This window comes from Verrucomicrobiota bacterium, from assembly GCA_016871535.1.
Classification (GTDB): Bacteria; Verrucomicrobiota; Verrucomicrobiia; order Limisphaerales; family SIBE01; genus VHCZ01.
Genome location: VHCZ01000058.1, coordinates 1 through 21266, shown reverse-complemented (window position 1 = coordinate 21266; position 21266 = coordinate 1). Strand labels below are relative to the sequence as shown.

The following is a 21266-nucleotide window of genomic DNA, read 5'->3' as shown; positions in this document are numbered from 1 at the left end:
TGCACTCTGCCGTATCGCCGATTTGCAATCGGCGGCGCGTCGGCGAGTTCCAGAGCCCTGGAACTTGTCGAGCCCGTGCGGAATGCAATTCCGCGATACGGCAGATTACAAATCTGCGCTACGCTTGCGATCGCGTTGGTTTTGCTCTCCTCGTCACTGTGCGCCCAGGAGCTGTTCATCGAGAAATCGGATAACACGCCGATGGAAGTGGAGCGGATGTACGTGAAAGGCATGCAATATCTGGCGCGCAGCCAGAATACCGAGGGCCACTGGCCGGACCGCTCTTACGGAAGCGAGCCGGCCGTCGTGGGGCTGGCCGTGCTCAGCATGCTGGCCCACGGCGACGATCCGAATTTCGGCCCGTATCAGAGTTCGATCGGCCGAGGTCTCGACTTCATTCTGAAACAGATGAACCAGCAGACCGGATACATCGGCCGGTCGATGTACAATCACGGTTTCGCATGCCTGGCGCTCGCGGAAGCTTACGGCGCTGTGGATGATCCCCGGCTGGGCCCGGCCCTGGAGAAGGCGGTCAGCTTGATTCTGAATTCGCAGGCCAAAAATCCGTTCGGCGCCTGGCGTTATTCTCCGGAAAGCACCGATGCCGACACCACCGTGAGCGGCGCGCAAATGGTGGCGTTGTTCGCGGCGCGCAACGCCGGGATCAACGTGCCGGAAGCGGCGATCAAAAAGGGGCTGAGCTTCTTCTCGAATTGCCAGACGTCGGACGGCGGCTACGGCTACACGGCCGGGACTTCGGCCAACGCCGCGCGCACCGCCATTGGCTGCGTGATCCTGGCGCTGGCGAAGGACAAGAATTCGAAAGCGTTCCAGGCCGCGTCGAATTTCCTGAAGAACGCCCCGTTGGAATCGAGCTATTACCATTACTACCTTTACTACGCGTCGCAGGCTTTCTTTCACATTTCGCCGGAGCAGTGGCAAACCTGGAACCGAAGAAACATCAAGACGCTCGCTTCGACGCAGAATCCTGATGGAAGTTGGGACGGCCAGTTCGGTCCGACGTTTGCGACGTCGGCATCCCTCCTTTCGCTGGCTTTGAATTACCGGTTTCTCCCGATTTATGAGCGGTAAAGCGCAACGGTTCGCTGCCAAAGTGGCGCAGATTTTCAATCTGCGGTATCCAGTCGCGTTGGGGAGCGCACGCGCCCTCGCGTGCTGTGGTTGGCGCCCTCGCCGACCACGTTGTTTCAATCGAGGGAACCATCAACATGGCATAGATCGACCCGTTCATTTCGACCGGCGAGGCGCCGGTCGAAACACGCGAGGGCGCGTGTGCTCCCCCGATCTCACTCCATACCCGCTCTGTTTGCTTATCTTTGTCGTCGCTCACTTTCTGTTCCTTGGTCTTTCCGTTCGTGCAGAAATTACAAACACGGCCCCGGCGGTCAAAAATGTGAACCAGACCGCAGCGCGCGGAGATTTTTCTCACTTGCTCCAATTTCTTGACGGCGCGTCGGTGCATGGGCGTCTGCGTTCCATGGATACGAATCAGGGCGTGCAATGGGAACATCCGGCGGCGAAAAACGTGATCCAGTTTCAGCCCGCCGGCATCGCTTCCATCAAATTCGAAAACGCCCAGCGCGTGAGCGCCGAGTCGAAACCGACTTGCTGGTTCCGCTTCGGCAACGGCGATGAAGTCTTTGGAAGTTTGAAATCGCTCGACGCGGAGAAACTGCGCCTGGAGACGTGGTTTGGCGGCGATCTCGAAGCGCCGCGCGATGCGCTCCAATCCATTACGCTTTTTCCGAAAGGGTTCGCGATTCTGTACGAAGGACCGAGCGGGCCGGATGGCTGGATCATGACGCAAGGCCCAAAAGGCTGGCGTTACAAGGACGGCGCGTTCGTGGCTAACAGCGTCGGCATTCTGGGCCGCAACCTGGGCCTTTCCGGGTCGTGCAGCCTGGAGTTCGATTTGTCTTGGAGCGGGCATTTCAGCTTGAGCTTCATTCTGTTTACCGACGCCGTAGATCGCTTCGACTACAGCGTCAGTTCCTACATGTTCCACATGGCGCCTGGCTATGTGAACCTTCAGCGCGTGCAGACGGGCACCGGCGTGATGAGCCTGGGGCATCAGGCGCAAATCCCGGACATGCTCAAGAAAAACAAGGTCCACGTCGAAATCCGCGCCAACCGCGATGACGCCACCATCGCCCTCGTGATCGATGGCACGCCCGTGAGCCAGTGGAAAGACCACGCGGGTTTCGTGGCCAAGGGCCAGGGCGTGGTCTTCTCGACCCAGATGGATGGTTCGACCATCCGGATCAGCCGCATGCGGGTCGCGCAATGGAACGGCGTGATCGAACCGCGCCCCGTCCCGACCGGCCCCGTGAACGAAGACCTGGTTTATTTGGCGAACAAAGACAAAGTCACGGGCGAGTTGCGCGGCATTCGGGAGGGCAAGCTGCAGTTTGCCATTCCGCAAACGGCGCTGGATATTCCAGTCGAGCGAGTCACGCAGATTTTCATGAAGGAATCCGCCTCGGAAACCATCGCGCGCAAACCCTGGGAACTGCGCTTTGACGTCGCGGGCGGCGGGTCCGTGGCGTTCCAACTGGAGAGATGGGGAGGCGAGCAAATCGCCGGGACAAGCCGGAACTTCGGGAAAATGGCCGTCAATCTCGCGTCCATCCGCCAGATTCAATTCCAATCGCAACCGATGAAGGAAACGGATGAACTCGACGCGCCAAACATCGACATTTGGGACCTGGATGATTGAGGAGCTTTCCATCAGCCGCTGGGTGGGGCGAACCTGTCCCCAGCGAGCCGGTCTGGACGTGTTCAAAGCGCGTGGAGCGGCTCGCCGGGACGGACTCGCCCTACCGGCGATCGGTTCAAGGGCCGAGTGCATGGCGCCGCGGCCATGGCTGCTTCCCATGAATCGGGTAGGGACGGATTCCACTCCGTCCCTGACTTTACTCTGCGGTCGAAAGAGCAATGTCAGGGACGCGGTGGAACGCGTCCCTACCAGCCCACGCTTCGCCCTACCGGGTTTGGCGTTGGCTTGTCTGATTACGCTTGTGTCCTGGCGTGTTGTCGCTGCGGAGGCTGCCAATCAAACCGCAACACCCACCCGCGCTGCCGTGTTAGCCAACGACGCCCGCGACGCGATCCTGCTGAATAACGGCGACACGCTTTATGGGACCTTGGAATTGATCGATCCGACCATCGGCGTCCGCTGGCGCCATCCTTCCGCGGCTGAAGTGATCGAGTTCATTTCGGACCAGATCTCGGAAGTTCGTTTTGGGTACCGTCCGCAACCTCAGAAGGAATCCACCAACTCGTGCACAGTTCGACTGAGCAACCAGGATGAGATCGAAGGAAACCTGCTGTCCATCGACGCGGAGCGCGTGACCCTGGAAACCTGGTACGCCGGCAAACTCGAGATTCCCCGCAAGTTCGTTCAGTCCGTCTCACCGAAGCCTGTGGAACGGCCTCCGGTCTTCGAGGGCCCGGCCGGCCTGGAAGGCTGGACGATGGGGTTGGTGCAGACGGTCCCGAATGCCGGACAATGGAGTTACAAGAACGGCGCTTTTTACGCCACGCAATCCGCCTCCATTGCGCGCGACCTCAAACTCCCGGACGTTGCCAGCCTTCAATTCGATTTGAACTGGAAAGGCATGCTTTACATCGCGGTGGCCCTTTACACCGATTACATGCAGCCCATCAATCTCCAGACCAAAGAAACCGGCCCTGATTTCGGCGGCTTCTACAGCCTTCAGCTCAACAGTTACACGGTCAATTTGCTGCCCGTGAGCAAGCAAGAGCCGCTGCGTTATCTGGGCCAGACCTCCGTGCCGGCCTTGAACCAGAAAAACAAGGTCCACGTGGAAATCCGCGCTAACAAAGCCAAACGCATGATCGCCCTCATGGTGGACGGGTTGCTCGTCAAACAGTGGATCGACACGGATGACTTCGTCGGAAAAGGCACGGGCGTGCGCTTCGTCCACCAGGGGCAAGGCTCGGTGAAACTCAGCAATATCCGGGTCACGGAATGGGACGGCCAGTTCGATGAGAAACCTTCCGCCGCGCCGGAAAGCAAAACCGATTTGGGCCGGCTTCAAAACGGCGACAAAGTTGCCGGCGACCTTCAGCGCGTGCAGGAGGGCAAGGCCACGTTTCTTTTGTCGGAGGGCTCGACGCTCGACATTCCGATCGACCGGATAAAGGTCCTGCAAATGGCCGGGCAAAAAATGGAGCGCCCGCCGGACAACACTTCCACGGTGCGCGCAACGTTCCGGCGTGGCGGCAGTCTGACGTTACGCCTGGAGAAATGGGATCAACAGGAAGTCGTCGGTTCTCACCCAAGCCTGGGCAAGCTCGTCATGAATCCGGCTGCGTTCGAGCGGGTGCAGTTCTACCCGATCGCGCGGCCCAAGCCCACGGCCAGTGTCGTGCCGCGAATGCCGCCCGTTCCCATGGCCATCCCGCGCAACAGAGTGTTCGTTCCGGGTGGTCCCGGTCGCGTGCTGATCCGAGGCGAACGCCTCGCTATCGATGGCCCCTTGGTCATTCTTGATGGCCGGCCAATGGTCCGCCCGATTGCTGCGGAAGGAGGTTGGTGGTGACAGGCCGACCCGTTGCTCAGAGTTCAAAGTTCAGGGTTCTGTCCCGCGGCTGCCAAAAAGAGTGGGTTTAATAGTGTTCTTCGTGGTCCACCGCTCCTTCAGTCGGCGCGCTTCTTTCGCAGGACGAACACGAGGTTATCCGCCAGGTTGAACGCGGCCAGCATGCGTTCGGCGAGGGAATAAACAACCTTGACCGGCCCCAGCCAGCGATTCTGTTTCCAGGCCGTAGTGCGCTTGAGCAAGCCCGCCCGCTCCGCGTCCGGCACGCCTCTCCCTTTGCCGACGAAATCCTTCAGGATGACGACCGGATTGAAGTGCGTCGAAGTCAGCGTCACAACTTCGAACTCTGGACCGCTTCGAGCGAAAGCGCGCAGTGTGGCCGGCGTGAAGTAATTCACATGCTCCGGCATGATGTAACGGTATTTCGCGCCCAGGACGCGGACCGCGAGCGATTTCAGATTGGGCACGAGCACAAAGCAATACCCGCCCGGTTTCAGCAACCTGGCCGCCTTGCTCAGAAATCGTTTGGGCTCGACGAGGTGCTCAATCACAGCCCAAAATGTCACGGCATCGAAGGACGTCTGCTTTTCGCTTAACTCAAGAAACGGAGTTCGAATGACTTCGACCCCGTGCTGCTCGGCGTAATCCAGGGCGGATCCGACGACATCCGTGCCAAACACCGAGTAGTCCTTCGGATGCCTGGATTTCAGCGCAATCAGGAATCCGCCGGTCGAACATCCAACGTCCAGGACCGAGCCTTGCTGGCAGTAAGCGCGAAACAGCTTCAGCTCCCGTTCAAACCGGACCGGCGCGTGATCGCCCTGCAATTTGTCGGAGGCGAGATAGAAGGATTCACCGCGTTGGTCGTAAAAGGAACCCGACGCGAACTCGGAACCGACCGCCTTCGCATAGACCATCGAACAGCTCTGGCACCGGACCAACCGGAGGCTTTCCTTCCGCAGAAACAGACGCGACTTGTCTTCGTTGCACAACGGGCAGGAGCGATTGAGAACCGGTTCGCGCATTCGATTACGTCGCGCTTCGCCGCCCGCGGAGCATTTGAGTTCTCATTTATCGCAAAGCTCTCAACAACCGCCTGGGATGAACCGGATGCACTGGCGGCAGGTCAGAGTCGCCAAAGGCCAGCAGGAATGCTTCTTCGTCAATGTTCAACAGATGTTTGTCCGACGTGACCAGCAGTGCAATACTTGCGAGTGAGGTCTGGGCCAGGATTTTGCCGTCGTTGCGCTCACTTTCGGGGATGAGGCCCAGATCGAGCAACCGCTCAGCAAACCGATAGGAGACGGTAATCTCCGTGGTGGACAGCGCAAATGGCTGACAGTTCCAGGGCGCGAGCTTTCTCAGGGCGATCTCTGCGAAATGGAACTGCGGTGCAAGATTTGAATTCGCGAGAATCTCTAGTTCCGCAAGCACTGTTGGAGGTGCGAGGAAATGGTAGCCGCGCGCCGCGAACTCCTCCCTGAAGTCGTGCGCGAAATCCTTCTCCTCGGCGAGGTCCAGCAGAACGTTAGTGTCCAGCGCCAGTGATTTCTTTGGGCTGGCGGCCATAGACCTTTGCCATCGCCCGGCGGAAATGTTCGGCTTCCTCCTCCGGTGAGAGCTTGCTGGCGAGCCTCCGCGCTGCCGCCGCCCATCGCGTGCCATTCGTTTCTTCCGGGTAATCCAGTTTCTTCCGCTTGCGAGCAGGCCGTTTCATGACACTCAGACCCTATCCGATCCGCACAGGTGAAGCAAGCCAGTCACAAGCCAGTCACGGAATGTCTCCGGCGTGTCAGATCTTATACGAGCCGCTCCAGGAAGGTGACTGTTTTGGTGAGCCAAGGTTCTTCACGGATCCAGCGCGGCGGAGATCTCTGGATGCCGACCTTCCCAGCAAAGTCGCCAAAGGTTCGCCGCATCTTCCGGGACAACACTTTCAATGGTTTGCCGTTCCTGTCTGCGCCCTCCTCACTAATGCACAGCGCCTTCTCCAACAGACGACTTCCTTTGGCGCCCTTCACCAAAACGAGGCCAGGGCGGCGATCTTTGGTGATGATGTGATAGTTCCTTCTGAACAGACGGCGTATCGCGTCGCGCGAAAAGTCCTTCGCAAGGCCGGCCGTCTTGACGATGAAGTAACCGATGAGGTAGAGAGCAGGCGCTCGCGCAAAATCAAATCCTTGCAACCCGGCGTAGAACACCAGGAAGTCACCTTTCTGAAGATGCCTCAGCCCCGCCTTGGGTCGCGTCGGGTCGCCATAAGTGAACGTCTCAAACTCAGGATCAAAGTGGATATGCGAGTCTTTCATCCTCGCTTGCTTGTGTTCCGAAAAATACTCCACCAGAGAACCTCCGTACCGTCCGCGAACGTTGCCATACGTTCTCCCATCCTTGGCGGACTCACTCGGAATCGGGACATACTCAAATCGGCCATCCTGAAAGAGTGGCCCGTGGATACCGCCGCAGCCAGTATCGATTCCGACGCGGAGAAGCGCGATTTTCATTCTTATGATTTGAGAGATTTGAAAGCCTCCAGAAATTCGGCAACGCTTCGGTATTTCTTCGTTCTTGCATGCCGATCCTTCTTTAGGCGCAATTCCGGTTTGTCCCAAATAAAACTCAATTTAGGATCGCCGACTAAGAGGTACGCCCGACGGACATCCTTGTGCCACTGGTTAGGATTGCGCCTTTGGGAATGGGAATGTCCTTCTTCCTTTGGCCGAAGGTAATTCTCTGGTAGAAACCGGTCGCGACCGAGAAGCGGAGAGGATTTCGGGAAGAAGATATCACCGAGGAAGTGCCTGTGCGCCACCTTCGCTTGTAGCGTCATGCCGTATTCGTCCTTGAGGCTGTAACGAGCGTTCCAGAGGTCGAAATGCGATTCAAAAGCATCGCCGACACGCATCAGATAGAAGAGGCCATATTCCGGCTTCACGGTCCCAAGGTTTGTCAGTCCAGCTATCCAGACGCCTTTCTTCCAATCTGACTGATCACGCCATGTTCGCATGCGGTGTTTGCATGTGCACAGAGTGATGCAGTTACCCTGGAAATTCGGCGCACTCCCTTCCTGTCGTAGCCCGTTTTTCGCCGTGCGTCGTATTGTCGTCAGGAGGTAGGCATACACTTCACCGTCTTTCTTGAGGCTGATTCTTTTGAACTGAGCAAGGCTCCGATTCATATTCTTACCCAGCTTAGTCGAACGCGGTGGAAATGGTTGGTGGATTTCCTGGGCTGAGCAGCCGCAGCCTTTTGCACGCGAGTTTGGTTGGCATTCCATAATCTGATGTGTTGGTTTCATTCTTCCGGAAAGCACTGATTCAAGCTTGCCTTGATTACAAGTAGTTCCATTTCTGCTTCGTCGAGCCTTGCTTTGAAATTGCCAGGAAGCGTGATCGCCAAATCGTCTTTGGCCGCCTTGCGCAGAAGGTTGATATGGTTCAGCCCTTCCTTGACGGTATGCCTGGCCTGTGCTGCTCGTGCGGCCGCGATCTCGACGAAGGCCTGGGGACCGAGCACATCGTCCGAGATCAACTCTTCCCAAAGCGCTATGGCGCCTTCCCAATTCCGCTGCGAAGCAAAGTAGTCAGCCAGCGAATGGAGCAGTAAGCTGATCTCGTTACACCGGCCCATTCGGTGAAGTATTCTCAGGCAGCGCGGCACCAACGCATCGGCCTTCTTCACAAGCCGCAGAGCCTTGAAAGTGTCGAGTGCGAAAGCCAATTCTAGTGGCGCCACGGTCGGCGAAAACCGCGCGGGAATGAACTCCAGAGCCTTTTGGGAATCGCCGAGGGAATGATAGAAGCACAGCATGGAATACCGGCACCTCCGGCTGCTTCGCAGGCCCATGGATGTGTAAGCCTTTTCGATTCGACATGTCCATGGCTTGAGGTCGTCGCCATGAGCGAGCAATGCACGAATCGCTTCATTGAACAACACGGCAGACAAGGGTTTCTGCGATATGAGACACCCCACCATCCGAACGATTTCGCCCTGCATACCCATTTCGCAGAGTCCGTCCAATTCTCGGAGCAAAGCCTTGTCCTTCGCGCCCGTCTTGATCGATCGTTTTCTCATGTCAACAATTTACTGAGAGTTTTGTTCGTTCGAGGTTTCTGAGGGTGCCGCTGGTTGAGCTTTGTGGCTATTACAATTCGGTAAACGACGAAAGAATGCTCCTATCCAGGCATCGAGCCAAGGATGCCCATGATATCTCCGTCGAAGTCCTCGCCGATCAGGGAAAGTTCGCCGGGCTTGATCGCAAGGTATTTCCCGGTCGCCGCGGCCAGGACGACGTTTTGCGGGTCGCGCAACTCGCCGCGGGCTTCGAAGAGTTTGTCGCGCCTATTGCTCACCAACTCGCCGATGGCCAGCGCTTCGATTCCAGGCCGGAGCGGATGGGCGTAGCGCACCGTCATCTCGGCGCAATACGCGAAGCGCTTCGTCCGCACGCCACATGCCCAGACCATGACCTCGTCCAGCAAGGTGGCGATCAATCCGCCGTGGATGGTGTTTTGAAATCCCACGTGCTCGGCTCGGAAGGTCAGCCGGGTTTGAACGCGGACACCATCAGTCTCGAAACGAAGCCGCAGGCCGTGCGCGTTTTGCCGCCCGCAGACAAAGCAGGATTTCGTGGTTGGCAGCGTTTGCATTCGTGGAACCTATCGAATTCTCCGATGATCGCCATCCTCAAAGAAGATGCCCTGGAGCCGTATTTCCACCGTCGTTTTCTGACTCTTCGCTGTTTTCAGTGGCTGGCGCCGAGGGCGACCTTGGAAACAACCGGCCGATGTCCGCTCCCTTTCCCTTCACCCTGGCCCTCTCCCCAAAGGAGAGGGAATCTCGGTTCACACCGTTGGCCAACCGCGACGCATCATTTGCGCCGAGCGCTGGAACCCGTTCTCCCTCTCCCCAAGGCAGAGGGTCGGGGTGAGGGGAACGTGACGATCAAGCCACCGGTACGTCGCCACTGAGGACAGCGAAGAACCTTTTGATTGAAGTCCCGGGCTCTGGTCCAATCGCGCCTGTGAGCCAACCCGTCACGCCTCCCAACCGACCAAGCCGACTTCGCCAACGATTCGTGGAAGCGAGCGCAATTGTCCTGGCATCCGTCCTCCTCTCCTGCGGCCTCAAGGTTAAGGCGGCATCCGCGCCTGGCGAGGCAAGTGGAATCCGCGCCGAGACATGGCTGGACGCGAAACCATTGCCAGCCGACGGCGACGATGAAGTGATTCAGGCGGACATCCGTGATTTTGACGCGGTGCGACAGGCGTGCCACGGCGTGAGGACGATGGTGCATCTGGCCGCGGTGTCGGACGAGGATGACTTCCACACGCGGCTGCTCCCGATGAACCTCCTGGGGGTGTACAACGCCTTCGAAGCCGCACGCCAGGCGGGCGTAAAGAAAGTCGTTTTACGCGAGCACCTGCCAGACCATCGTGAATTACGGAGACGGCGTCCGCGTCACACCCGACATGCCCATGCGCCCCGTCACGGTCTATGCCTGCACGAAGGCTTTCGGCGAGGCGCTGGCGCGGCACTACTCGGATATCCACGGGATGTCGATGATTTGCCTGCGGATTGCGTGGTTTCAGGGATACGATAGCGAGTTGCTCCGAACCCGGCCGGACATGTTGAAGTACTGGTGCAGTCCGCGCGATCTGACGCAACTCATCGTGAAGTCGATTCAGGCCGATCTGCCTTTCGCCATCTTCTTTGGACTCTCCAAGAACGAGGGCAATCTGTGGGATCTGAGCAATGCGGAAAAGCTGACCGGGTATCAGCCGGAAGACCACGGGGCAGATTTCCTTCCAAAGTAGGACAGGCTTCGAGCCCGTCTGGTCAGGCAAGATCCCTGACCTACTTTGGCGACCATTCCAGGACCTGTTGGTCCGCCAGGAGCCGGCGGCGGAGCTTCTCGTAATCCACCTTTTGAATCGGAACTCGTTCGTCGATGGCGATGCCGGCCGCCGTCGCCGCGGACTGGCCAAGAATCATGAAGACCGGTTCCATCCGGATCGATCCGTAAGCGATGTGCGTCGCGGAAAGGCAGACGGGCACGAACAGGTTTTCGCACTGGCTTTGCTTCGGCACAATCGACCGATACGAAATCGGATACGGCTTCACCGGCACTTGCACGTCGCCCTCGTTGAGCACGCGGCCGTTCATCGCGATCCTTTGGCAGTTGTGTGAATCCATGTTGTAAGCGCCCAACCCGACCGCGTCCTCCGCTTTGACGGCGCCACGGCAATTGTGCTCGGTCATCACGTAATCCGAAACCATCCGGCGCGCTTCGCGAACGTAGAGCTGATTCGGCCAGCCGCCGGTGTCGAGAAACTCGTCCTGCGCCGGACCCCATCGCTGCATCTCGTCGCGAATATTTTGCGGCACGCGCGGGTCGGTCGCGAGAAAGTGGATGAAGCCGCGCGTGTAATCCTCGTGCGCCTTCGCGATTCGGTGGCGCGTCGCGTAATCGGCTTCGGGATAATCGTAATTCATGCCGATGAAGTCGGTCGAAAATCCGCCGTTGTTGTTGATGTCGGTCTTGCCGTTCGGCATCCAGATCGGGTGCCAGAATTGGCTGAGCGCCGGTTTCCGGCCCGCGGCCCCGAGCGCTTCGAGATAGCGCGCCAGCAATTCGTATTGGGCCGGATCGTAGCTTGCCGGTTTCGGCAACGGGAGGCGCTGCGCGGCGTTCGTCGTGAAGCAAAGGCGATAGTTGTAGGTCTGCACGCGATGATCGCCTTCGCCGGGCACGCCGCCATCACCAGCCTGGATGAACGGCAGCAAACCGCTCGATCGGTCGCCGGGGTTCACGTACGGATCGACAGCCACCGTGAATTGGTGTTTGGGCGTCTCGGCGCGAATGCCATTGAGCGTTTCCCGGTACTGGGAATTGGCCTCGCGTCCGACGGTGTAGCTGACTTTGGCTTTCGCCATCAAGTCGCCCTCGTAGGTTGCGTCCACGAACATCCTGGCACGGAAAATCTTTCCGCTCTCCATCGTGATCTCGGCGAGGCGCGCGCCTTCCTTCTTCACCGAAGCCAGCCGTTGCTGGAGATACACGGGCACGCGGGCTTCGTTGATCATCTGAAAGAACAGATTTTCGGCCACGTGCGGTTCAAAGGTCCATTGTTCGTCCTTTCCATAATGCCGGCCAAGCCGGCGATAAAACTCGTGCGCGATTCCGCCGATGGCCGCTTTGTTCCCGATGTCCGTCGCGCCCAGGCCGCCCGTGGTCATGCCGCCGAGGTGACTTCCGAACTCCACCAGGACCGCGGTCTTTCCCACGCGCGCGGCCTGCACTGCGGCGACGATTCCGCCAGAGGTTCCACCGTAAACACAGAGATCGGCCTCGATGATTTCGGCGGCGCAGAGCCTGGTGGTTTGCGAAAGGACCAAAGCGACGACAACGAATGTCTTCCGCAAGGTGATGCGTGTCATTTTCATTTGAGAATCTCCCGGACGATGCCTTCAAATTCCGCCGCGCGCACGGACCAGCGGCAATTCGCGTTCATGTAAGCCACCTGCTGTTTGAGGCTTTGCCCCAGCTTTTCATCACCACGCTTGAATTCCTCCAGGAGCATCAGCGCGCGCGTAATGAAATGCCGGCCCTGAACGATCTTGCCGTCCTCCAGTTCAATCACATGCCCAAACCCAGACATGACCTCCGGCAACGCGCCAAGCCCTGAGCAGATGACCACGCAGCCCGCGGCCATGGCTTCCATGATGCAGATGCTTGAAACCTCCGGCAACGTGCTCGGGAAAAACAAAACCAGCGTCGTCTTGAGCGTCCGCGCCAGAAGCGACTGGCTCACGTTGCCGATATAATTGACGCCGAGCATCGCGCGGCAGGATTCGTAGAACTCGTACCAGGACCGGTCCAGGCGATGTTCGTTGTTGGGCGGGTACATCTCGAAGCTGGAAAAGATATTCAACGTCACAGTCCGATCCACCTTGCGCAGCTCTCGAAAAAACACCGCCGCCGCCTTGAGCCCTTTGTAGGGCGTGCTGGTGAACGCCATCACCGGCGGCCAGGCTTTGAAATCCAGAATGGGATCGCGCTCCGCGAACATCGATTCGAAAAAGGGCGAGATGGCATTGCGCAGCACGAAGATCCTCTCAGGAGGAACCTGGCCGCCGGCGAGGTAATTCTGCCGCTGCCATTCGCTCACGCACAGAATCAAATCGCGCGCGCAGAGCGGCGCCCGGAGGAACGCGGTGTAATTCGCGTCCGGGCTCCACGGATTGTGTTCCCAGCAGAAAATCAAAACCTCCGGGCCAAGCCTCTGCCTCAATTCGCGGGCGTGATTGGGCGAATTGAGAACGAGGATGGCGTCGGGCTTGCCCCAGCCCGCCAACTCACTCAACGGCGCGCACCGAACGCCCCGCAAGACGCGGCTGGCTTTCGTTCCATTGAACAGCCCGACTTCATGCCCGCGCCGCGCCAGTTCAATCGCCAGATAACATTGCGCCGATTGCGAACCGGCCAGCGCTTGCTGGAACGGCGTCTCGACGTCGTATTCGTGGGCCAGATTGGGATTGAGCAACGCGATGCGCATGCGCGGCTGAGCATTTTATTTGGCTGAGGTGAGTTCGCAACCTTGAATGTCTCCCCGGTCTCCCCGTGCCTTTCCGAAACGAACCCACTCCTTCGCCCTCACAGGGCACACTATCCCGCCGAGGCGTTTTTGGCTTCAAGACGCGATCCGGAATTCATCGCGGCTTCCCATGAACCAGATGGTAGGGCGAGCCTGTCCCAGCGAGCCGAGTCGGACGTGTTCCACGCACGTCGGTCGGCTCGCCGGGACGGACTCGCCCTACCGGGTTCATGGGCCGAATGCAGGTCCGAAAGGAACAGGACACTTTCCAGAAACAATATCATTGACCGCTCGCGGCTCCGCAGCAGACTGCGATTGCTCGTCGAGCTTGCGAATGTAACCGCGCGATTCTGGGCTTGGCGGATGCGTATGCAAAACTCACCGGAGCCGATTCAGGACGCCATCAACCTGTTTGCCGGGAACCAAATCGACCGCGCCGCGCGCGCGTTCGAGGCCGTTCTCGCCACGGAACCGAATCACGCGGTGGCCTTGCATTTCCTCGGCTTGTGCAAGCATCGGCAGCGGCAGACCGACGCCGCCCTGGCGCTGCTCCTGAGGTCCATCGAATTGGAGCCCAATCGCGCCGCCTTCCACAGCAACCTGGGTCTATTTTTCGCCGAATTGAACGAACTGGACCGGGCGCTCGACGCATACTCCAAAGCGCTCAGCCGCGATTTCAATTCCGCCCAGACTCACACGAACCTTGGAAGTGTCCTGCAAAGAAAGGGACAAAACGCCCGAGCCATCGAGTCGTTTCAAACTGCGCTGCGGATCCATCCGGAATTCGCCCAGGCCTGGAACAATCTCGGCAGCGCGCTCGCCGCCGAGGGCCGAACGCAAGAAGCGATCGACGCCTTCGAGAATGCGCGGCGGATCGCTCCGTCGATTCCGGAAGTTCATTTGAATCTGGGCAATCTCCTTTTGGCTGAGGGCCAGCTCGACGCCGCGGTCGAGAGATTCCAGGCGGCAGTTCAGCTCCGGCCAGACTACGCCGACGCTTTGATTGGACTGGCGCGCGCCTTCAATGCCCGGGACGACTCCGCCGCGGCTGTCGCGCAGTTAAGGCAAGTGGTGCAACGCGCGCCCTCGAATGCCAAAGGTTTTCTGGAGCTGGGCCACGCGCTCCGGGAGCGAGGGCAATTCGACGAGGCGCTGGCTTGCTTCGAGAAGGCTGCCACGCTCGACCCGGCAAATTTTTACGCGCAATGGAACACGTGCCTGGCGTTGCCAATCCTCTATCGCAACGCCGACGAAATTCAGTTCCACCGCCCACGCTGGCAGAAAGGCGTCCGAAAGTTTCTGAGTTTCGTCGAGACTCACGCGGTCTCGCGCAAGGCCAGGCTGCCGTTCACCGCGCCGCACACCAACTTCTATTTGCACTATCAAGGTTTCAACGACCTTGCGGAGCAGCGAACGTACGCGAAAGTGCTCTCACGCCTGGCCGCCCAGGCTCATCCGGATTGGGTCCAGCCAAGGGCGGCGCGCCGCGTTGCGGGCAGGAAACTCAAAGTTGGCTTCGTCTCGGCATTCTTCTGCTTGCACACGGTCTTCAAACTTTTTCACGGATGGATCAAGCACCTCAACCGGGACGAGTTTGAGGTGTTTTGTTTTCACACCGGCAAAGACTTCGACAAAGCGTCGATGCACTTGCGGGACCAGACGCCTCATTTCTATTCCCAGTTTCGTTCCCCGGACGAAATCATCCAGCGAATCGGGGCGTGCGAACTCGACGTGCTGATCTACCCGGAGATCGGCATGGATCCGGTTACGCAAAGCCTGGCCGCCTTGCGGTTGGCGCCGGTCCAATGCATGGCGTGGGGACATCCCGTGACCTCCGGACTGGAGACCATCGATTATTTTCTGTCGAGCGACCTGATGGAAGGTCCGGGAGCCGGCACTCATTATTCGGAAACGCTGGTCCGGCTGCCGAACCTCTCGATTTCCTATCCGCCGCCCGATGTTGAAGTCGCGCTCCGGCCGGAAAGATTAGGCGAGCGCGACCCCGGCAAGGCCTATTTTCTTTGTTTGCAAAGCCTCTTCAAGCTGTTGCCGCAGTATGACGATTTGGTTCCGAAGATTGCGGCCCAGGCGCCTCATTCCGAATTCTGGTTTATCGGTTTGGATTCGAAGGAGGTGACGGAACTTTTCCGCAACAGGCTGGCTGAAACCTTCACGAAGCACGGGCTCGACCCAAATCGATATCTGCGCATCCTTCCGAAGATGAAGTTCGGGTCTTTTCTCGGCCTGGTTAGGGAGTCGGACATTATCCTGGACAGCATCGGCTGGTCCGGCGGCAACACGACGCTCGAGGCGATCGCATTTGACAAGCCGGCCGTGACGCTGCCGGGCGAGATGATGCGCTCGCGGCATACGGCGGCGATCTTGAAACGGCTTGGAATCGAAGAAACTGTGGCCCGGGATTTGGAGGATTATGTCCAGAAGTCCGCGCGTCTGGCGTTGGACCGTTCGTGGCGTGCGCAAATTGCTTCGCAGATCAATGCTGGCAAATCCAAGGTCTATAACGATGCCGAGGCGGTGAGAGGCCTCGAACGATTCCTGGCCCGAACGTAGGGCAGGCATCCTGCCTGCCCAGTCACGCATTTTGCCGGCAAGCAGACGCGCCGCAATGAATCCGGAATTTGATTCAACCACGGATGAACACGGATTCACACGGATCAAAACTTCCCTCCTATCCGTGTGAATCCGTGTTCATCTGTGGTTAGAAAATCTGAGAAGAGATTCCAGAAGTATCAGGCTAAAGAGTCTTGGCAGGCTGGAAGCCTGCCCTACAGTGTCGCGCCACAAATTTCCTTGCTGGGGTTCGAGAATGCTCTAATGATCGCCCAGAACCAAGACGGCAGCGTATGGAATTTCTCATTTACCTGGTTTGTCTGGTGGTCGGGGTTGTTTTCGTTCTCTTCACAGCGATTGCAGGCCATGTCTTCGGCGGCCACGACGCCCACGTGATCGGCAGCGGCGGGCACGCTGAGGCCGGTGCGGACATGAGCGACGCTCCGGGGATTTCCATTTTCAGTCCAACCGTCATCGCTTCATTCGTCACGTCTTTTGGCGGTCTGGGAATTATTTTCAGCCAGATTGAGGCGACCAAAAGCCCGTGGATCAGCGCCCCGCTGGCTGTGCTGGGCGCGGGGTGCATTGCCGGGACGTTCCTGATCCTCCTGCGCAACTTGATGGCGAGGACCGCGAGTTCCAGTGAACCGCAAGTCGCGAACCTCGTCGGAACGTCGGCCACGATCATTACTCCAATTCCGGAAAACGGCGTCGGAGAGATCGCGTATGTTTATGCCGGCACGCGCTACACGGCGCCGGCGCGGGAAGAGCATGGGGTGGCCGTGGGCAACGGCGCGCCCGTGGTCATAACGCGGGTCGCCGGTTCTCAATACTACGTGAGGAAAGTTTAGCCGCGAATCCTATGAATCCCCACCTTTTCCTGGCCCAACTGTTGCCGAGCAGCGCACTGATCATTGGCTCAGCCATCATCATCGTCCTGGTCGTCCTCATCCTGTTCGCCTACATGCTGAGCCGGTACACCAAGGTCGGCCCGAACGAAGTGCTGGTCGTCTCCGGTATTCGGCGCAAGGTCAAAGATCCGGACGGCGCGGTCCACGAACGCGGCTTCCGCATTGTCAAAGGCGGCGGCGCTTACATCTGGCCGATCTTTGAGAAGGTCGATGTTCTCTCCCTGGAACTGCTCACCATCGACGTGCAGACCCCGGAAGTTTATACGAGCAAAGGCGTGCCCGTGCGCGTGGACGGCGTCGCCCAAATCAAAGTCAAGGGCGACGATATTTCGATCGCCACCGCTTCCGAACAGTTCCTGGGCAAATCGACGGATGAAATCCGCAACATCGCCACGCAGACCCTGGAAGGCCATCTGCGCGCCATCCTCGGCACAATGACGGTCGAGGACATTTATCAGAACCGCGATGCGTTCGCCTCCAAGGTCCAGGAGGTCGCGGCGGGCGACATGGCGAACATGGGCTTGGGGATCGTCAGCTTCACGATTCGCGACATTCGGGATTCGCAAGGGTACCTTGAAGCATTGGGCAAACCGCGCATCGCCCAGGTGAAACGCGACGCCCAAATCGCCCAGGCCGAGGCCGACCGCGACGCGATGATCAAGTCGTCCCAGGCCCAGCAAGCGGGCCAGGAAGCGAAGTTTATCGCCGACACGAAAATCGCCGAAGCGCAGCGCGATTATCAATCGAACGTTGCGCAATACCAGGCCGCGGTGAACCAGAAAAAGGCGGAGTCCGACCTGGCGTACGACCTGCAAAAATTCAAGACGGGCCAGCTCGTCAAAGCGGAAGAGGTTCAGGTCAGCATCATCGAGAAGCAGAAGCAGATCGAGTTGCAGCAGCAGGAAATCCTGCGCAAGCAGCGCGAGTTGGAAGCCAACGTGCAGAAACCGGCCGACGCCGAGCGCTACAAAGTCGAGACCCTTGCGAACGCGAAGAAATTCCAATTGGAGACGGAAGCAGCGGGCGCGGCTTCGGCGGCCAAGGCACAAGGATTCGCCTCAGCCGACGTCGCCAAAGCCACCGGCATCGCCGAGGCGGAAGCCAATCAGGCTCGCGGTCTGGCCGAAGCCGCGATCATCGAAGCGCAAGGCAGAGCCACCGCCGAGGCCATGCGGATGAAGGCCGAGTCGTTCAAGCAGTACAACGAAGCCGCCGTCATCGAGATGATTGTGCGCGTGCTGCCAGACGTGGCGGGCAAAGTGAGCGAGCCGCTCGCGAAGACCGAGAAGATCGTGATCATCAACAGTGGCGGCTCCGGCGGCGGGGCGAGCAAGGTCACCGGCGACGTCACGGAAATCATCAGCCAGTTGCCGCCGGTGCTGGAGAGTTTGACCGGCGTGAGTTTCCAAAAGTTGCTCGAACAAGTGCCAGCGCTGAAGAAGGCGATGGGAAAGGAGTAAACCTGCATGCGCCTCTTCGAAGCCATCGTGGAAGCGAATCACCGGGCACTGTCCGGTGACAAAACGGCGGGCTTGCGCCCCGACGAGTTCACGGACGCGTTGCCGGTCGTGGCTTTGACCTGCATCGATCCGCGGTTGAACCCGCTGATTCCGGAAGTGCTCGGCGTGCGCGAGGAACACTTCATCTGGCTGCGCAACGCGGGCAACATCATTTTCGACTCGATGAGTTCGATGATGCGCACGCTGGCCCTGGCTTGCGCGGTTAAGGGCGGCAAGGAAATCGCCATCGTCGGCCACACGGATTGCCTGGTCTGCAAGACCACGATTCTTCAGCTTACCGAGCGGTTTCGCCAACTCGGAGTGGAACGCGCGCGGTTGCCGGAGAACCTGGTCGAGTTTTTCGGCCTTTCCGCCAGCGAACGGCAAAATGTGCTCAAAGCCGCGGACATCGTGCGCCACAGCCCGCTGATCGGTCCGAAGATTCCCGTGCATGGATTGCTGCTGGACATTACAAATGGGAAACTCGAATGGTTGATGAACGGCTACCAGACCCTTGACACCTTCAGGACGGCGACTTCTGCGACGGCAGAGCGCAGCTCTCCAGCTTCCACGCCGCTGGCGGAGCTTCCTTCGCTGGCCGTTGGCGAAATGAAATTCCCGGAGTTCAAAATCGGAGACGCCCACGTTGTAACCCAAACTCAGACCACACCTGTGCCAACAGAAACTGCGGAGGCGACCTCCGAACCCGCCGCAGGGCCGGCGGCCAAGCTGGTGGAAAAGACGAAATCTGCGGCTGGCGCCGTGCAGAAGGTGTTGCGGCTGGAAGCGGCTCAGAAATACCGGATCGTGGCCAGCGACCGGAAGATTTACGGGCCGGTCACGGGCGGCAAGATCATGGAGTGGATCGCGGACGGTCGTATCGATTGGCAAACGTTGGCCAAACCCGAAGGCGGCTCCGAATGGAAACCGCTCTCCGCCTGGGCGGCCTCGGCGGCCAAGGATGCGCTCTCCCAACTGCTCCCGCCGAAAATCCAGTCGTTCTTTCGCTCCAAACATTAGCCAAACGCCGGGAGTTCAAAGTTCAAAGTTGGGTGCATGAAAAGCGTCGCCGAAATGAAGATTCTCAAAGAGCAGAGCCGGGTCTAAGGTCAAAGCGAATGGCCGGGCACACGAACCACTGAAAACAGCAAGGGAACATGAGCTTAACACGCCGATTCTTTTTAACCTCAACTGGCCTGGCAGCCGCATCCACCGTGTTTGGGGCGGACCGGGCAAGCGCCGCAAGCTCCGCCACGGCTTCCAAAATCAAACTGGGCATCTCCACCTATTCGTACTGGCACTTTCGGCGCCCGAAAGTGTCCATCGAATCCGTCATTGAAAAAGCCGCGCGACTCGGCGTCGGCGGCGTGGACATTTTGCACCGGCAAATGGACGGCGAAGAAAAGGGGCCGCTGGACGCCGCTTACCGCGCGTATTGCAGCCGCCTCAAACGCCTCGCGTTCGTCAACGGTGTCGAACTGATCTGCCTTTCCACGCATCAAACTTTTGTCAGTCCGAAGCCCGAAGAAATCCAGGCCAACGTCGAGCACACCAAAAAGTGCATCGAAATCGCCTATCAGTTGGGCGCGCCGAGCATCCGCATCAACACGGGCCGATGGAACACGGTGAACTTCGACACCCTGATGGCCAATCGCGGCATCGAGCCGATCTTGCCGGGCCACACCGAGGAGGAAGGATTCAAGTGGTGCATCGACAGCCTGCAACGCTGCCTGCCGAAAGCGGAGGAGTGCGGCGTGCTGCTGGCGCTGGAAAACCACTGGGGCCTCGCCCGAACGCCGGAAGGCTTGCTCCGCATCGTTAATGCGATCAACTCGCCCTGGCTGGGCGTCCTGATGGACACGGGTAACTTCCTGGAAGATCCTTATGAGAAGCTGAAGCAAATCGCCCCGAAAACGATTTTCGTCCAGGCCAAGACTTACTTCGGCGGGGGCGAATGGTACACGCTGGATTTGGATTACACGCGGGTCGCGCGGATTTTGTCCGAAGTGAATTACCACGGCTACGTCTCGCTCGAATTCGAAGGCAAAGAGGACGCCGACGTCGCCGTGGCGAAGAGCCTTGATCTCCTGCGCAAGGCGTTTGAGACCTGATCGGAATGGTCACGGTTTGTTCGATGGTCGGCGTTCGATGTCGGATGTTCGATGTCGGATTGCATTTCAACAGAAGGCAACGAAGAGAACGAAGGCCGTTGTAACGAATTGCGCTTGCTGCCAAGCCGCCCAGTGCTCCCCATCCTTTGACAATCCCGCGCCCCTGGTCTAACAGTCCCTTCGTGAGCGAAAACCTATTCCCGTCCGGGCCATGGGTCGGTTTCTACAATTACTCGGGTCCGAAGGACAAACATCGGATGAGCTTGCATCTCTCCTTTGCTGGCGGCCGCATGAGCGGCGATGGGAACGATGACGTGGGCCGATTTCTCATTCAAGGCCGATACGACGCGGCGTCGCTGGAATGTCATTGGACCAAGACTTACCCCGGATCGCACGACGTCTTCTACCGAGGTTTCCGGGAAGGCAAAGGAATCTGGGGCACATGGGAAATCCATGATGGTTGCCGCGGCGGATTTCACATCTGGCCGCGCGCGGCGGGCGAGGGCGAGGAGCAAACGGAAGAACTCTCCGAACCGAAGCCCGCCGAGCCCGTCGCTGCGTTTGCAGTGAGCGAGCCTCGGCCTTGAGCTGGGTGCGATTAAAATTAAAGCGGTCGGTCAACGAAGTCTTCTCCCTCTCTTCCCGAAGGGAGGAGAGGGCTGGGGAGAGGTGGTGCGTTGGCTCGCTTCTGTCGATCCAGCCCAGAGCACGAATACGCCCGGAGTGTCTTCGGATGGGGTGTGAATCAGGACGTTTCCCTCGCGCTTCTCGATGCGAAGGATTGGGCTTGTGTCCGGGGTGATCTGCGCACCGGATTTGGGGAACGAGACCGCGCCCGCGAGGGTAACTGCGGCCCAGGGTCTAAGAGCGTGTCCGAAAATTGCGCGGGGTCCTGCGGCGAGGGATTTTGGCTGTGGCCAAGGCGGCGAGGTCCGAGCATCCCCAACGCGGGCTGTAAGGACCGAGCCAACGCAGGCCACGGACAAAAGAC

At 58.9% G+C, this 21266-nt stretch carries 17 protein-coding genes and 1 pseudogene; 10 read left to right on the top strand and 8 right to left on the bottom strand.

Features of this window, described 5'->3' with window-relative positions:
• The first annotated feature begins 201 nt into the window (after positions 1-201).
• The 3 genes from FJ398_10210 to FJ398_10200 all read left to right on the top strand — a co-directional run bounded on the left by FJ398_10210 (position 202) and on the right by FJ398_10200 (position 4586).
• Positions 202-1092 carry a terpene cyclase/mutase family protein gene (locus FJ398_10210; protein ID MBM3838321.1) on the top strand — a complete coding sequence of 297 codons (891 nt, stop codon included), beginning with the start codon at positions 202-204 and terminating at the stop codon, positions 1090-1092.
• A 322-nt stretch (positions 1093-1414) separates the two neighbouring features.
• On the top strand, positions 1415-2737 hold the full coding sequence (locus FJ398_10205) for a hypothetical protein (GenBank protein ID MBM3838320.1): 1323 nt from the start codon (positions 1415-1417) through the stop codon (positions 2735-2737).
• Entirely contained in the window at positions 2691-4586 is a 1896-nt protein-coding gene (locus FJ398_10200; GenBank protein ID MBM3838319.1) for a hypothetical protein, read from the top strand. The genes FJ398_10205 and FJ398_10200 overlap by 47 nt, the downstream gene beginning before the upstream one ends.
• A gap of 98 nt (positions 4587-4684) precedes the next feature.
• Here the strand turns inward: FJ398_10200 and FJ398_10195 are convergent, their stop codons facing one another.
• The 6 genes from FJ398_10195 to FJ398_10170 form a co-directional block, all read right to left on the bottom strand.
• Positions 4685-5611, bottom strand: coding sequence for a class I SAM-dependent methyltransferase (locus FJ398_10195; GenBank protein MBM3838318.1), 927 nt, complete (start codon positions 5609-5611; stop codon positions 4685-4687).
• Positions 5612-5657: 46 nt separating this feature from the next.
• On the bottom strand, positions 5658-6251 hold the full coding sequence (locus FJ398_10190; protein ID MBM3838317.1) for a PIN domain-containing protein: 594 nt from the start codon (positions 6249-6251) through the stop codon (positions 5658-5660).
• Positions 6252-6385: 134 nt separating this feature from the next.
• Positions 6386-6787, bottom strand: a complete 402-nt coding sequence (locus FJ398_10185; protein MBM3838316.1) for a hypothetical protein — start codon at positions 6785-6787, stop codon at positions 6386-6388.
• A gap of 305 nt (positions 6788-7092) precedes the next feature.
• The gene (locus FJ398_10180; GenBank protein MBM3838315.1) at positions 7093-7884 is read right to left on the bottom strand and encodes a hypothetical protein; all 792 of its coding nucleotides are present in this window, start codon (positions 7882-7884) and stop codon (positions 7093-7095) included.
• The gene (locus FJ398_10175; GenBank protein MBM3838314.1) at positions 7881-8588 is read right to left on the bottom strand and encodes a hypothetical protein; all 708 of its coding nucleotides are present in this window, start codon (positions 8586-8588) and stop codon (positions 7881-7883) included. The genes FJ398_10180 and FJ398_10175 overlap by 4 nt, the downstream gene beginning before the upstream one ends.
• Before the next feature lie 173 nt (positions 8589-8761).
• Positions 8762-9235 (bottom strand): PaaI family thioesterase, encoded by a 474-nt coding sequence (locus FJ398_10170; protein ID MBM3838313.1) that lies wholly within the window; start codon positions 9233-9235, stop codon positions 8762-8764.
• A gap of 449 nt (positions 9236-9684) precedes the next feature.
• Between FJ398_10170 and FJ398_10165 the strand changes: the two are divergent.
• Positions 9685-10402, top strand: a pseudogene (locus tag FJ398_10165) (NAD(P)-dependent oxidoreductase).
• Between the two features lie 40 nt (positions 10403-10442).
• On the opposite strand, the gene FJ398_10160 reads toward FJ398_10165, so the two are convergent.
• Positions 10443-12026, bottom strand: coding sequence for an FAD-dependent oxidoreductase (locus tag FJ398_10160; GenBank protein MBM3838312.1), 1584 nt, complete (start codon positions 12024-12026; stop codon positions 10443-10445).
• Positions 12027-12028: 2 nt separating this feature from the next.
• The gene (locus tag FJ398_10155) at positions 12029-13144 is read right to left on the bottom strand and encodes a glycosyltransferase family 4 protein (protein MBM3838311.1); all 1116 of its coding nucleotides are present in this window, start codon (positions 13142-13144) and stop codon (positions 12029-12031) included.
• 402 nt (positions 13145-13546) lie between these two features.
• Here FJ398_10155 and FJ398_10150 point away from each other — a divergent pair, with 402 nt between their 5' ends.
• The 6 genes from FJ398_10150 to FJ398_10125 all read left to right on the top strand — a co-directional run bounded on the left by FJ398_10150 (position 13547) and on the right by FJ398_10125 (position 20862).
• The gene (locus FJ398_10150; GenBank protein ID MBM3838310.1) at positions 13547-15754 is read left to right on the top strand and encodes a tetratricopeptide repeat protein; all 2208 of its coding nucleotides are present in this window, start codon (positions 13547-13549) and stop codon (positions 15752-15754) included.
• A 293-nt stretch (positions 15755-16047) separates the two neighbouring features.
• Positions 16048-16605, top strand: a complete 558-nt coding sequence (locus tag FJ398_10145; protein MBM3838309.1) for a hypothetical protein — start codon at positions 16048-16050, stop codon at positions 16603-16605.
• A gap of 11 nt (positions 16606-16616) precedes the next feature.
• Complete coding sequence (locus tag FJ398_10140; protein ID MBM3838308.1) at positions 16617-18125, top strand: flotillin family protein; 1509 nt, start codon at positions 16617-16619, stop codon at positions 18123-18125.
• A 6-nt stretch (positions 18126-18131) separates the two neighbouring features.
• On the top strand, positions 18132-19184 hold the full coding sequence (locus FJ398_10135) for a hypothetical protein (protein ID MBM3838307.1): 1053 nt from the start codon (positions 18132-18134) through the stop codon (positions 19182-19184).
• Between the two features lie 137 nt (positions 19185-19321).
• The gene (locus tag FJ398_10130) at positions 19322-20275 is read left to right on the top strand and encodes a sugar phosphate isomerase/epimerase (protein ID MBM3838306.1); all 954 of its coding nucleotides are present in this window, start codon (positions 19322-19324) and stop codon (positions 20273-20275) included.
• A 182-nt stretch (positions 20276-20457) separates the two neighbouring features.
• On the top strand, positions 20458-20862 hold the full coding sequence (locus FJ398_10125; protein ID MBM3838305.1) for a hypothetical protein: 405 nt from the start codon (positions 20458-20460) through the stop codon (positions 20860-20862).
• Positions 20863-21266: the final 404 nt, after the last annotated feature.